Annotated in this window: 11 protein-coding genes and 2 pseudogenes; 6 read left to right on the top strand and 7 right to left on the bottom strand. The window is 68.7% G+C overall.

What is annotated here, in order from left to right; genetic code table 11:
• Positions 1 to 34 precede the first annotated feature (34 nt).
• Both ACFY0T_RS41375 and betA read right to left on the bottom strand, forming a co-directional pair.
• Positions 35 to 871, bottom strand: coding sequence for a 5,10-methylenetetrahydrofolate reductase (locus tag ACFY0T_RS41375; RefSeq protein WP_388883277.1), 837 nt, complete (start codon positions 869 to 871; stop codon positions 35 to 37).
• Between the two features lie 3 nt (positions 872 to 874).
• Entirely contained in the window at positions 875 to 2545 is a 1671-nt protein-coding gene (betA, locus tag ACFY0T_RS41380) for a choline dehydrogenase (protein ID WP_388883279.1), read from the bottom strand.
• Positions 2546 to 2746: 201 nt separating this feature from the next.
• Here betA and ACFY0T_RS41385 point away from each other — a divergent pair.
• The 4 genes and pseudogenes from ACFY0T_RS41385 to ACFY0T_RS41400 form a co-directional block, all read left to right on the top strand.
• Positions 2747 to 2893 (top strand): annotated as a pseudogene (locus tag ACFY0T_RS41385) (IS5/IS1182 family transposase); the annotation flags it as partial.
• A 491-nt stretch (positions 2894 to 3384) separates the two neighbouring features.
• On the top strand, positions 3385 to 3858 hold the full coding sequence (locus ACFY0T_RS41390) for a DUF1348 family protein (RefSeq protein WP_388883281.1): 474 nt from the start codon (positions 3385 to 3387) through the stop codon (positions 3856 to 3858).
• A gap of 848 nt (positions 3859 to 4706) precedes the next feature.
• The gene (locus ACFY0T_RS41395) at positions 4707 to 5117 is read left to right on the top strand and encodes an ATP-binding protein (protein WP_388883440.1); all 411 of its coding nucleotides are present in this window, start codon (positions 4707 to 4709) and stop codon (positions 5115 to 5117) included.
• Positions 5118 to 5232: 115 nt separating this feature from the next.
• Positions 5233 to 5835: a TetR/AcrR family transcriptional regulator gene (locus tag ACFY0T_RS41400; RefSeq protein WP_388883283.1), complete on the top strand. Its 603-nt coding sequence runs from the start codon at positions 5233 to 5235 to the stop codon at positions 5833 to 5835.
• An 80-nt stretch (positions 5836 to 5915) separates the two neighbouring features.
• Here the strand turns inward: ACFY0T_RS41400 and ACFY0T_RS41405 are convergent.
• The 3 genes and pseudogenes from ACFY0T_RS41405 to ACFY0T_RS41415 form a co-directional block, all read right to left on the bottom strand.
• Positions 5916 to 6196 (bottom strand): annotated as a pseudogene (locus ACFY0T_RS41405) (IS5/IS1182 family transposase); the annotation flags it as partial.
• Between the two features lie 315 nt (positions 6197 to 6511).
• Positions 6512 to 6982 (bottom strand): cyanase, encoded by a 471-nt coding sequence (cynS, locus tag ACFY0T_RS41410; RefSeq protein ID WP_388883285.1) that lies wholly within the window; start codon positions 6980 to 6982, stop codon positions 6512 to 6514.
• A 110-nt stretch (positions 6983 to 7092) separates the two neighbouring features.
• Positions 7093 to 7701: a carbonic anhydrase gene (locus ACFY0T_RS41415; RefSeq protein WP_388883287.1), complete on the bottom strand. Its 609-nt coding sequence runs from the start codon at positions 7699 to 7701 to the stop codon at positions 7093 to 7095.
• Positions 7702 to 7824: 123 nt separating this feature from the next.
• Here ACFY0T_RS41415 and cynR point away from each other — a divergent pair, with 123 nt between their 5' ends.
• Positions 7825 to 8733 carry a transcriptional regulator CynR gene (cynR, locus tag ACFY0T_RS41420; RefSeq protein ID WP_388883289.1) on the top strand — a complete coding sequence of 303 codons (909 nt, stop codon included), beginning with the start codon at positions 7825 to 7827 and terminating at the stop codon, positions 8731 to 8733.
• Positions 8734 to 9162: 429 nt separating this feature from the next.
• Here the strand turns inward: cynR and ACFY0T_RS41425 are convergent, their stop codons facing one another.
• A complete protein-coding gene (locus tag ACFY0T_RS41425) occupies positions 9163 to 9981 on the bottom strand; it encodes a hypothetical protein (RefSeq protein WP_388883291.1) in 819 nt (272 codons plus the stop codon).
• Positions 9982 to 10046: 65 nt separating this feature from the next.
• Between ACFY0T_RS41425 and ACFY0T_RS41430 the strand changes: the two genes are divergently transcribed.
• The gene (locus ACFY0T_RS41430) at positions 10047 to 10733 is read left to right on the top strand and encodes a phosphatase PAP2 family protein (protein ID WP_388883293.1); all 687 of its coding nucleotides are present in this window, start codon (positions 10047 to 10049) and stop codon (positions 10731 to 10733) included.
• Positions 10734 to 10740: 7 nt separating this feature from the next.
• Here ACFY0T_RS41430 and ACFY0T_RS41435 read toward each other — a convergent pair whose 3' ends face one another.
• Positions 10741 to 12066 carry a glutamate-1-semialdehyde 2,1-aminomutase gene (locus ACFY0T_RS41435; RefSeq protein ID WP_388883295.1) on the bottom strand — a complete coding sequence of 442 codons (1326 nt, stop codon included), beginning with the start codon at positions 12064 to 12066 and terminating at the stop codon, positions 10741 to 10743.
• Positions 12067 to 12068: the final 2 nt, after the last annotated feature.

The following is a 12068-nucleotide window of genomic DNA, read 5'->3' on the forward strand; positions in this document are numbered from 1 at the left end:
CCCATCACCGGGGCCAACGGCGCAGGAGCGGGACTCAGCCCCCGAGCCGGTCAAGCAGCGCGCAGCGCCACCGCTCGGTCTCGGCGATCTGGTTGAAGGTGAAGAGGTGCAGGCCGGCCACCCCCGCCGCGGGGGAAGAGAGCGCGCCCGCGGAGCGGGCGAGCAGCCGCTCGGGCGAGTAGCCGCCGGGCGCCGCGAAGCGCAGGAACCAGGAGGCGTGCCGGGTCAGAAAGCGGGTGGACTCCCCCACGCCGATCTTCGCCGCCATGGACAGGAGCTTGGCCCGCTGCACGGGGCCCGCGACGCCCACGTGCACGGGCAGGGTGACACCGCGGCGGCGTATCCGGCCGACCCAGTCACCCAGCACGCGCGGGTCGAAGCAGAGGTTGCTCACGACGTACGTGGCGTGCGTGTGCTTGTCCCACATCGCCTGGATGGTGATGTCGTCGTGGATGAGCGGATGGCTCTCGGGATAACCCGTGATGCCGACGCGAGCGAAGGGGCTGCCCAGCTCACTCAGCCTGCGCAGCACGGGCAGTGCTCCGGTATAGGTCCCGGCCGGCGGATCGGCGTCGCCCGCCGGGACGAACACGTCGTCGACGCCCGCCTCCAGGAGCCGGTCGACGACGTCCTTCAGGTGCGCGTCGTCCTGCAGCAGCCGCGCGGGCACGTGCGGGACGACGCGATAGCCGTGCGTCGCGAGCCGGCTGGCGAGATCGAGCGTCGGTTCCAGGCCCTTGACCGGCGACGCCGTCACGGTGACGACGACGTCGCGCGGGACATGGGCGAGGACCTTGTCCTCGGTCGCCCTCGCGGGCAGCACCTCGTAGCGGACGCTGTGCAGCAGCGTCCGGAACCCTTCGGCGCCCAAGGTCTACCCGGCCTGCTTCCGGGCGTCGCGGTGCCGGTAGTACGCGGCCTTGGAGGGGGCCAGCGGCTCCTTGCCGAGGATGAGGTCCGCCGCCTTCTCCGCGATCATCATCACCGGCGCGTAGATATTGCCGTTGGTGACATAGGGCATCACCGACGCGTCGACGACACGCAACCCCTCCACGCCGTACACCCGCATGCTGGTGGGATCGACGACGGACATCTCGTCGGTGCCCATCTTGCAGGTGCAGGAGGGATGCAGGGCGGTCTCGCCCTCCTTCGCGACCCAGGCGAGGATCTCCTCGTCGCTCTCCACGGACGGGCCGGGTGAGATCTCCCCGTCGTTGTACGGGGCCAGCGCGGGCTGGTTGAGGAGCTTGCGGGCGACGCGGATCGACTCGACCCACTCGCGGCGGTCCTGTTCGGTGGACAGGTAGTTGAAGCGCAGCGCCGGGTGCTCGTCGGGATCCTTGCTCTTGATCTTCACCGAGCCGATGGCGTCGGAGTACATGGGCCCGACGTGCACCTGGTAGCCGTGCCCGCCGGCGGGCGAGGAGCCGTCGTAGCGGACTGCGATGGGCAGGAAGTGGAACATCAGGTTGGGGTAGTCCACGTCCTCGTTGCTGCGGGCGAAGCCGCCGGCCTCGAAGTGGTTGGTCGAGGCCGGGCCCTTGCGGAAGAGCCACTGCAGGCCGATGAAGGGGGCGCGCCACTTCGCCATGTACGGCTGCATGGAGACAGGCTGCTTGCAGGCGTACTGGATGTACACCTCCAAGTGGTCCTGCATGTTCTCGCCGACGCCCGGGAGGTCGTGGACGATGTCGATGCCGAGCGCGCTCAGTTCCTTGGCGTTGCCCACGCCGGAGAGCTGGAGCAGCTGAGGAGAGTTGATCGCACCGCCGCAGAGGATGACTTCGCGGGCGTGCACCTGCTGGGGCTTGCCGCGGCCGCGCCGGTACTCGACACCGACGGCACGCTTGCCCTCGAAGAGGACGCGGGTGACCAAGGCGCGGGTGGTGATGGTGAGGTTGGGCCGCTTCTTCGCGGGCTTGAGGTACGCCTTCGAGGCCGACAGTCGGCGGCCCCGGTGGACGTTGCGGTCGAAGGGGGCGAAGCCCTCCTGCTGGTAGCCGTTGACGTCGTCGGTGCGGGGGTAGCCCGCCTCCTGGACGGCCTCGAGGAAAGCGGTGAACAGCGGGTTGGAGGCGGGGCCGCGTTCGAGGACGAGAGGGCCGTCATGGCCGCGGAACTCGTCGTCGGGGTCGGCCGCGAGACAGTTCTCCATCCGTTTGAAGTACGGCAGGCAGTGCGCGTAGTCCCAGGACTCCATGCCGGCATCGGCGGCCCAGCGCTCGTAGTCCATAGGATTGCCGCGCTGGAAGATCATGCCGTTGATGCTGCTGGAACCACCCAGCACCTTGCCGCGCGCGTGGTAGATGCGCCGGTCGCCCATGTGGGGCTCGGGTTCGGACTCGTACTTCCAGTCGTAGAACCGGCTACCGATCGGGTAGGTCAGCGCCGCGGGCATGTGGATGAAGACATCCCACGGATAGTCGGGCCGGCCGGCCTCCAGGACCAGCACCTTGTTGCCCGGGTCGGCGGAGAGTCGGTTCGCCAGTGCACTGCCGGCCGATCCACCGCCGACGATGACGAAGTCGTATTGCAGGGGAGCCATAGTGCCTCGTCTCGCTCGCGCCGTAGATACGCGTGGCATGCTAGTACGGGTATCGCTATACGCACTAGGTTGCGAGCCACGCAACTTGCAAGGTCTACGTTTCGACGCCGTTACTTGCGCTGGTGTTGTTTACTGCGCGGAAAGCAGCGGGGCATACACACGCTGCGTCGGACCTGCTCGGACGCTCTGCGGGCGCCGCAACACACCCACGCCAAGATCCCCTGCGTTGGCGAGCAAGCCATGGCCGTTCCGAAGGACTGGCGCCTGCTCCGCAAACTGCGCTGCAGCACCAACCGGATCACGGACATCCTGAAGGCCGTCCTCGTCCTCCACCACGGAGCAACGTGAGATTGAAAAGGCCTCACGGTCTCGCACCGGAGTTCAAGACCCCGACCCGCCCGGGCCCCCAGGCCCGGCGCCCCGCACCGGCCGAGCGCGGCGGCGGAGCCGACGCGGAGCAGAGTTCCAGGCCGCGCCCCGATCCCCGAGGCCGCCGCTCGACCACGCCCACGTCCCTCACTCATCGTCCAACCGGCGCGGGAAAGTGGCAGTAGAGGGGATGTCAGACCCCAAACCATACTCGAAAACCATGGTTGACCTGCGGAAACGTTGCTCCTGCTTGAAGGGCTCGCGCAAGAGATGTTGCAAGAGGCGCAGGGCTGCCAAAGAGCTGCCACCCGCCCCAGATCCCTCGGATCTTGAGACTTCGTATGCCACACCCCCTTGCGGGAGAACCATCGTTCTCATACGGTTGGACTCGAAGGTGAGAACGATCGTTCTCTGCCCGTGCCAACGGCCCCCGCGCCTGTGGCGATACGGCACGAACCCAAGGAGACAACATGACCGACAATCCACGCCCGCCGCTCCCGCCGTTCACCCGGGAGACCGCCATCGAGAAGGTCCGCCTGGCAGAAGACGGCTGGAACTCCCGAGACCCGGAGAAGGTCGCCCTGGCTTACACCGTGGACTCGCGCTGGAGGAACCGCGCGGAGTTCGCCACCGGCCGCGACGAGATCATCGCCTTCCTCACCCGCAAGTGGGACCGGGAGCTGGAGTACCGGCTCATCAAGGAGCTGTGGGCCTTCGACGGCAACCGCATCGCCGTGCGCTTCGCCTACGAATGGCGTGACGACTCCCGCAACTGGTTCCGCTCCTACGGCAACGAGAACTGGGAGTTCGACGACAACGGCCTGATGCGACGACGCTATGCCTGCATCAACGACCTCCCCATCAAGGAGTCGGAGCGCAAGTACCACTGGCCGCTCGGGCGCCGCCCCGACGACCACCCCGGCCTGAGCGACCTCGGCCTCTGACCGCCCGATCGCCCGCCGTAGATCCAGCGCCGGATCTACGGCGGGTCCCGTGGGGAGAGACCACACCTGCGGCAGAGACCGCCAACCGGCCCCCGCCACGGCGACGCGGCCGGTGCCTTCACGCGCTGCGACCGCGCCAAGCGGCTCCTCGGCTGGGAGCCCCGCCACAGCATCGCGGACGGCATTCGGAGCTCCTTGCGATAGGCCGAGATCCGTGATGAACGGCTCTCGGACGATGCCTGACCGGTGGAGAGCGTCCTGATCATCGTGCGTCGGCGCCGGTACGCGGCGCGACGTGCAACGCATGCGGGCTGTCCTGGCCGACCGGCGACCGCCGACCGGGGCCGTGATGGGGCGGCTGTCTTGCGCTCCCCATCACTTGCCGCTCACCGGGGTGGGCAGGACTTCCCCGCAGACCCTGATGACGCTCTCACCTGCAATGATCGTGGGACGCTGCTCCAGATTCAGCAATCTCCCCCGACACTCTTGCGCGGAGAACCATCGTTCTATAATCTGACGGCAGACCGTGAGAACGAGCGTTCTCGAGTGGAGCCTCACGACACTTCCGCCGTTGACCGGGCAAATTGCCGGTTCAGCCGCCACGAGCGCCGCGGGGCCGCCGCCTCGACCCTGACGCCGACCCAGTCCAGGGCCATGGGCAAAGAATCCGCAGAACGTGCGCCCCCGATGCGGGGCCCGGAAAGTTCAAATGGGGCGTTCCCGTGACCCTCTCGCAATCCGCAGCACAACTCCCGCTGGCGGCCCTGCGCGCGCCCAACGGGCGGCCCCGGGCCGCCCTTGCGACTCCTGTGCCGTCTTCCGTTCTTACGGACATGTACCGGCACGGCATGATCGCCCTTCCCTCCGAGGAACGCTGGGTGTGCACAGCCCGCCACTTTGCGGCGTCTCTTTTGGCCCGATGGGACGTTGCCCCAGAGGACCAGGACTCCGTCCTGCTGATCGTCGGTGAGCTTGCGGGGAACGCAGCCGTGCACGGACGGGCCGACATGACCGTGAGCCTCACGTTCGAAGGCTGGGCCGTGTGCATTGAGGTTGCAGACTCGGGCGCCTCGGCGCCCTCGCCCGCCCCCCGCTGCGCCGGTCCCTGCGACGAGCACGGCCGCGGCATGGGCATCATCGAACTCCTGGCGGACTGGACCGAAACACTTGAGGAGCCCGATCGCCGACGGGACCGCGCCGGCCTTCGCGTAGCCACCGCACCGGCCGAGTCGTCCCGGGCGGGCCTTGTGCCCGCTTGAGCGAGGCAGCGGGCAGCGCGCCCGGCCCTCGTCCGGGCACAAGCGCGTGCGGTGACAAGCCGGCCCCGCTCGGGAATGTACCTTGCGGCTTGGTGCGCTATACGGTGAGAGAACGATGGTTTTCGAGAACGAGGTGATCGAGGTGGAACTCGAAACGACTGAGCAGCAGATCCTCGACGCCGCCGAGGAACTGTTCTACGGCCAGGGCATACAGTCGGTGGGAATGGATGCGATTCGCACCGCCTCTGCAGTGCCCCTCAAGCGCCTGTACCAGGTCTTCCCTTCCAAGAATTCCCTGGTCGAGGCGTACCTGAGGCGGCGGGACGCGATCTGGCTCCGCGATCTGGCTCAGTATGTGGATACCCACGACTCTCCCACGCAACGGATTCTGGCGGTCTTCGACTGGCTGTTCCTCTGGTTCAACGAGCCGGGCTTCCGTGGCTGCGGCTTCATCAACTCTTTCGGGGAACTGGGAGCGACCTCCCAGGCTGTGGCCGATATCGCGAAAGCCCACAAGAATGACTTCCGGCGATATCTCGCCGATCTCGTGGCCGCCGCGGAGGCGCCCACGTGGCTGGCCGACCACCTCGTCCTCCTCGCCGAGGGCGCGACGACCACAGCGGCCATCTCCGGATCTCCAGAGCCCGCCCGTCACGCCAAGGACGCCGCGCGCATCCTGCTGCGGAGCGCTCACGCAGGGATCGTCGCCGCTGTCTGAGCACGCAGCCGCCTTCACGCACAGCCCGCCTTCCTGTTCCCCAAGGGGCGCCGCCCCGGGGAGCACACACTGGGCCTTTTTCAACCTCGGTTTGGGGTGTTGAGGTGCAGGGTGAGGACAGTTTGGATGAGGTCGGTGATCCGGGCGGTGCTGCACCGCAGCTTCCGCGGCAGCCGCCAGGCCTTGAGCGTGGCGCCATGGCCTGTTCGCCCCGTGGCCGGATCCGGGCGCGGGAGACATTGACGGCACGCCGACCGGCGGACAGCCCCTCCCAGCGGCCCCGGCAGGGCACCCGCACCGCACCACCGGCACCGCGGTAGCCCTCGTTCGCCCAGCAGCGCACGCCCACGGCGGCCAGGGCGTGGGGGCCGACGCCCAGCTCATGCCAGCCTTCCGGTCTCGCCCTCGCTGGTGCGTCGGAAACCCCTGAGCCCCCCGGAGATACCGCCGTGGTTTGCCTATGTGAGGCGCTCTTCCATCGCCCCCCTGGCTGATCTCGTGGCCGGAGCGGGCCCAGGACCCCTCCCTCCTCGCCGCGAGCCCCCTGTCGTGCTGGAGGCGCGGGAAGCAGCAGGGGTCGCAGGGACCCGCAGCGAAAGCCCTGATCGCTCGAAGCTGATCGGCGTGCCCGCGGGGCGCCTCATCGGCAGTGGCCCGCGACGCAGCGAATTGCCGATCAGAACGGCTTGGTGGGCAGGTACTTGCCGTCCAGGGTGATCACCGCGCGCTCACCGCCTTCGGGGTCGGCGACCTTCTTGACGTCGAGCTTGAAGTTGATTGCGCTGATGATGCCGTCGCCGAATTGTTCGTGGATCAGGGCCTTGAGCGTGGTGCCGTAGATCTGGACGATCTCGTAGAAACGGTAGATCGTCGGGTCGGTGGGAATGCCGCCGGGAATGGAGCCGCGGGTCGGGATGCTCTGCAGCAGTACTGCCGCCTCCTCGTCCAGGTCCAGCAGCTCGGCGACCGCCCTGGCGGCGGCCTCCGGCAACGGGTGCTGACCCAGCAGGGCGGCGGTGGTGAAAGCGACCGACAGGCCGGAGACGTCGGCGATCCGCTGCCAGGACAGGTCCTTGCGCGTCTTGGTCTCAACAACCGCAGCGGCCAGGGCCTGGCGAGCGGCAGGGGCGAACTGAGCGTGCACCATGAGGGTGTTCCTTTCCAACGTGCTGGCCCGCACCATGGCGGGAACAGCGGACTCGTACGTCGGGGGATCAGACCGCCGGATGGCGGCCTGGACAAGCGGGGCCGGGCGGCTCAGGCCGCGAGGGCGGCGGAGCGGCCTGTGGCTGGGTCGAGTTGGTCAACCGTGCCGGTGGGGATGTCGTAGACCCAGCCGCGCAGCGTGACGGTCTTTGCTGCCAGCGTCCGGGCGACGCAGGGGTGCGTTGCCAGGTTCGCCAGCTGGGCGATCACGTTGTTCCGTACCAGATCACTTACCTTGTCCGGCCCGGGCTCGGCACAGGCCGCACGGGCCCGGGAGGCGTCCGCGTGCCGTAGCCAGCGGGCGACGGCCGGCAGGGCGGCGAGGTCGTGGTCGTCGGCCAGGGCGGTCATCGCACCACAGGCGGAATGCCCGCAGACGACGATGTCGGACACGCCCAGGACGGCGACGGCGTACTCGATGCTTGCCGCGACCCCTTCAGCGCTGGGCGCGTAGGCGGGCACCAGGTTTCCGGCGGTACGGATGACGAACAGCTCACCCGGCTCGCTCTGCGTGATTAGCTCTGGTATGACGCGGGCGTCGGAGCAGCTGATGAACAAGGTGCTGGGCCGGTGCGTGGTGGCGAGGTGCTGGAAGCGCGCCGCCTTGGCAGGAAAGACGCCCCGCTGGAAATGTGCGACTCCCTCTACGAGGTCTTGCATGGTCACTCCCTTCGGCGAGTGCCGGTCTTGTGGGCTGGCGAGATCCACCATGCATGAGCTGTGCTTATAGCGTCCAAGGCGCAGTAGATATAAGATCTATTGATCGTGCCTATAGTGGGTGCCATGGGCTTCGAACTCCGTCATCTGCGCTATCTGCTCGCCGTCGCCGAACACGGCAGCTTCACCCGCGCCGCCGAAGCCCTGCACATCTCCCAGCCGACCCTGTCTCAGCAGATCAAACAGATGGAACGCGCGATCGGCGCGCAGTTGCTGGACCGCACCGGACGTACCGTACGGCTCACTGACGCCGGTGAGACCTACGTCCACCACGCCCGTCGCGCCCTGCAGGAGCTCGCCGCCGCCGAACGCGCCGTCCACGACGTGGCCGACCTCTCCCGCGGCAGCCTGCGCTTGGCGGTGACCCCCACTTTCACCGCCTACCTCATCGGCCCCCTCGCCGGACACCTCCACGCCCGCCATCCCCAAATCAACCTGAATATCAGGGAGATGACGCAGGATCGCATCGAATCCGCCCTCCTTGCCGACGACCTCGACCTCGGCATCGCCTTTCGCGGTTCCCACCTGCCCGGCATCACCGCAGGCGACCTGTTCACCGAAGCCCTCAGCCTCGTCGTCGGCACCCACCACCCCTACGCCGACCGCACCGGACCGCTACCCGTGCAAGAACTCGAGGGACGCCCTCTGGCCCTGCTCAGCAGCGACTTCGCCACCCGCGGCCACATCGACTCCTACTTCGGCCAGCACCACACCACACCGCACATCGCGGTAGAAGCCAACTCGATCAATGCCGTCACCGAAATAGTCCGGCGCACCCCCCTGGCCTCTGTCCTGCCCGAGGCCATCGCCCACGATCACCCACATCTGCACCCCCTCCCCCTTGACCCGCCCCTGCCCGAGCGCACCGTCACCTTGCTCCGCCGATCGGGCTCCTACCAGAGCGCTGCCGCCAAAGCCTTCGCCCGCCTCACCCGACAATGGGTTGCCTCCAGCGGGAACTCCACCTCCACGTGACCCGCGGGGGCGCTTGCACAAGAACGCCTACACGCCGGGGACGGCCCGCGGGTGAGGCCGACGGGTGCGGGGCCCTATCTCTTTCATCAAGGGGCCGGACGGCTGTTCTGTGGTGGTTCAGATGGTTTGGGGGCAGGGCTGTTTCAAGGTCCAGGTGGTGGTCGAAGTTGCTGCCCGCCGCACACGGGTGCCCCAGGGGCGCATGCTGTCCCGGGCACTGCTCGTACGGCGGGACTACTCCTGGGCTGCGAAGCCGGCCGCGGCCTCGTCGCCCCCGTCCCGGCGTGGGTAGCTCCATGTGGCCGGCGGCCATTGTGTGCCGGTAGATGTCGTCCCCGCCTGCGCGGGGGTAGTTCCGACAACGAGGCGGACCATGGCAGACCCCAACGGTCATCCCCGCGGGGGGAAACTTTGGCCCTCCAGGCAACCTCAGAGCGCAATCACCATCCGTGACACCAAAGACCGTCCGACGCAATTCACCCCAAATGAACGATGCTCCCGGACCAGCCACGGACCAGTTGGAGTCTCTCGGCTTCCCCGGGGAACGGGTATGGGCTGCTCGCTCGGCCTCGTCCGGGAGCGGTCGATCTCATGGACAAGAAACACCGAAGCGGCCTTCAAGATCTTGTTGGCCCGCTTTAACTCCGCTGTTTCCTTGCGGAGTTGTTTTGGCACTGCTCGTGCGACCGGATTGTTGGTTAGGGTGACAAGTAGAGGCTGATCCCGATGCCCTTGGCCAGGGCGATGGCCAGGCTGGCGAGTTCGGGGCTGCACAGGCTGACGGCTCCCGCGGAGTCGTACAGGCCAGGAGCGGCTCTTCGCGGGGCGGTTATGGTCGCTGGAGGGTGGGTCGGACACGACGGGGGGCTCGCGTTGGATCGCCTGGCCGGAGCGGACCTGGAAGTCGGCCCAGCCCAGTTCGTCCTTGGTTGCGACGCGGTCGAGTTCGGTGATGAAGTGCGGGCTTCCGCTGGGGCCGTAGAAGCAGTCGGCGACCAGCGCCCGAAACGCGATGCCCTTGGCGCGGGCCCGGGCGGTGATGGCCGCAGCGATGCCGTTTCCGACCTGCCCGCGGGAGCCGAGGTACTGACGGGACACATAGGCCGTGGCGTGCCCGGACTTCCGGGCACCGGAGTCGTCCGGAAACAACACCCCGCCGTCGTGGGGCGCGGTCACCGGCTCCGCCAATGTGGTCAGCGTCTTGTTGCGGTCCCGCGGCGCCGGCAGGGCGGCGACGTAATCCCGCAACGCCCGACGCTGCGCACGGCGGACAAGAAGGTCACCACCGCAGGTCGACCGGACGCGGTGGGCGTGTGACCGGCCGGCCGGCGCCCGCGGTGCTGCCCCCATCGCTGCGCGTGCGGTTCGGGCTGATCGCGGCCCTCGCCGCGCTGGTGGTCGTCGTGCTCGGGGTCCTGTACGCCGGCCACAGCGAGCCCGGCAGGGTGGACAGGTGGATCGTCCCGCCGACGGCGGACAGTGTGCGGCCTCCGTGGCGGGGCGTCGCTCTGTTCTTGGACTTCTTGGGGGAGCCCGCCGGATCGGCGATGTTGGTCGTGGCCGCCGTGGGCGGCTGCCTGCTGCTTCGGCGTCCTCGCGCGGCGGTGCTCGTCGTTGCCGGCGTCGTTGTGACCGTGGGGACGGCGACGCTGCTCAAGCACGTGGTGGGACGCACCATCCACGGCGCCGGCAACCTGTCCTATCCGAGCGGGCACACCGCCTTCCTCACCGCGCTCGCCCTCATGGTGGCGCTGCTCGCGACCGGCCGGCTCGGCCTCGGCAGGACGGCCGGCACGTTACTCGTGCTCGCCGCGGCGCTGGTTGCCGGCGCCGCGATGGGATGGGCGCAGGTCGCCCTGGGCGCGCACTACCCGACCGACGTCCTCGGCGGCTGGTGCACCGCGCTGGCGGTGATTCCGGCGACCGCGTGGCTGGTCGACCGGACAGCCGACCGGCTGGCAGATCGGATGGCCGACGCCGGTCGGCTGGAGCGTCGCTGACATCACGTCACGCCAAGCGGCGGAATACGGGCTTCACCGGCCGCCCGGCCAGCCAGGGGGTGGGGTCAGCGGCGTCCAGTGCCTTGCGGTACACCGCACATGCCTGGGCCACCACGTCGACGGTGCGGTCGATGTCAGCGTCGCTGAGCGCGCTGCTCACCACGAACGACGGGGCCAGCACCCCACCCGCGAGGAGCCTGCGCAGGAACAGGGTGCGGTACTCCTGCGACGGCTGCCGGTTCTCGTCGAGGGTGGCGAAGACCAGGTTGCTGGCCCGGCCCCGGACGACGATGTGGTCGCCGACGCCCATGCTCGCCGCGACGTCGCGAACACCGGCGGCCAGCCTCTCGCCGAGGACGTGCAGCCGCGCCGTGATGCCCTCCTCGACGTAGGTGGTCTGCACGGCCATCGCGGCTGCCAGGGAGTGCGTTTCCGCACCGTGGGTGGTGGACAGCAGGAACACCCGCTCGCCGGAGTGACGCAGCCCGCCCCGCTCCATCAGCTCGCGGCGCCCGGCCAGTGCGGAGACGGCGAACCCGTTGCCGAGCGCCTTGCCGAACGTGGAGAGGTCGGGGACGACGCCGTACAGGCCCTGGGCGCCCGCCTCGGACCAGCGCAAGCCGGTGATCATCTCATCGAAGATCAGTACGCAGCCGTGCCGGTCGGCCAGCTCGCGCAGGCCGGCGAGGTACCCGGGCGGCGGCTCGGTGTGAGAGGCAGGTTCGAGGATCAGGCAGGCGACCTCGTCCTGGTACCGGGTGAGCAGCTCCTCCGTGGCGGCCAGGTCCCCGTAAGGGAACGCCACGGTGAGCTCGGTGGTCGCCGCCGGAATGCCGGCGGACATCGGCGTGGTGCCGATGAACCAGTCGTCGACGGAGAAGAACGGATGGTCGCCGCAGATGGCCACCCGCGGGCGCCCGGTGACGGCGCGGGCGAGCCGCACCGCGGCGGTGGTGACGTCGGAGCCGTTCTTCGCGAACTTCACCATCTCGGCGGTCGGCACCGTAGCCAGGAAGCGTTCCGCGGCCTCGACCTCCACGATGGACGGCCGGACGAAGTTGCTGCCGCGATCGATTTCACGCCGCACCGCCTCGTTCACGCGTGGGTGGGCGTGGCCGAGGCTGACCGACCGCAGTCCGGACCCGTACTCGATGTAGCGGTTGCCGTCGATGTCCCACACATGGGCACCGCGGCCGTGGCTGATGACCGGGGCCAGGTTCTCGGGGTACTGGTCGTCGCCCTTGGCGTAGGTGTGCGCACCCCCGGGGATCATGGCGTGCAGCCGCTCGTTCGCCGTCCGCGACCGGGGCAGGAGGAACTCTTCGGTGTCCACGC

The organism is Streptomyces sp. NPDC001530 (assembly GCF_042894545.1).
GTDB lineage: Bacteria > Actinomycetota > Actinomycetes > Streptomycetales > Streptomycetaceae > Streptomyces.

What these genes read in the sequence shown, in the direction of transcription:
- betA (WP_388883279.1), bottom strand. Translation starts at nt 2,545, where the DNA reads ATGGCTCCCCTGCAATACGACTTCGTCATCGTCGGCGGTGGATCGGCC.
- ACFY0T_RS41390 (WP_388883281.1), top strand. Translation starts at nt 3,385, where the DNA reads ATGACCGACAATCCACGCCCGCCGCTCCCGCCGTTCACCCGGGAGACC.
- ACFY0T_RS41395 (WP_388883440.1), top strand. Translation starts at nt 4,707, where the DNA reads ATGATCGCCCTTCCCTCCGAGGAACGCTGGGTGTGCACAGCCCGCCAC.
- ACFY0T_RS41400 (WP_388883283.1), top strand. Translation starts at nt 5,233, where the DNA reads ATGGTTTTCGAGAACGAGGTGATCGAGGTGGAACTCGAAACGACTGAG.
- cynS (WP_388883285.1), bottom strand. Translation starts at nt 6,982, where the DNA reads ATGGTGCACGCTCAGTTCGCCCCTGCCGCTCGCCAGGCCCTGGCCGCT.
- ACFY0T_RS41415 (WP_388883287.1), bottom strand. Translation starts at nt 7,701, where the DNA reads ATGCAAGACCTCGTAGAGGGAGTCGCACATTTCCAGCGGGGCGTCTTT.
- cynR (WP_388883289.1), top strand. Translation starts at nt 7,825, where the DNA reads ATGGGCTTCGAACTCCGTCATCTGCGCTATCTGCTCGCCGTCGCCGAA.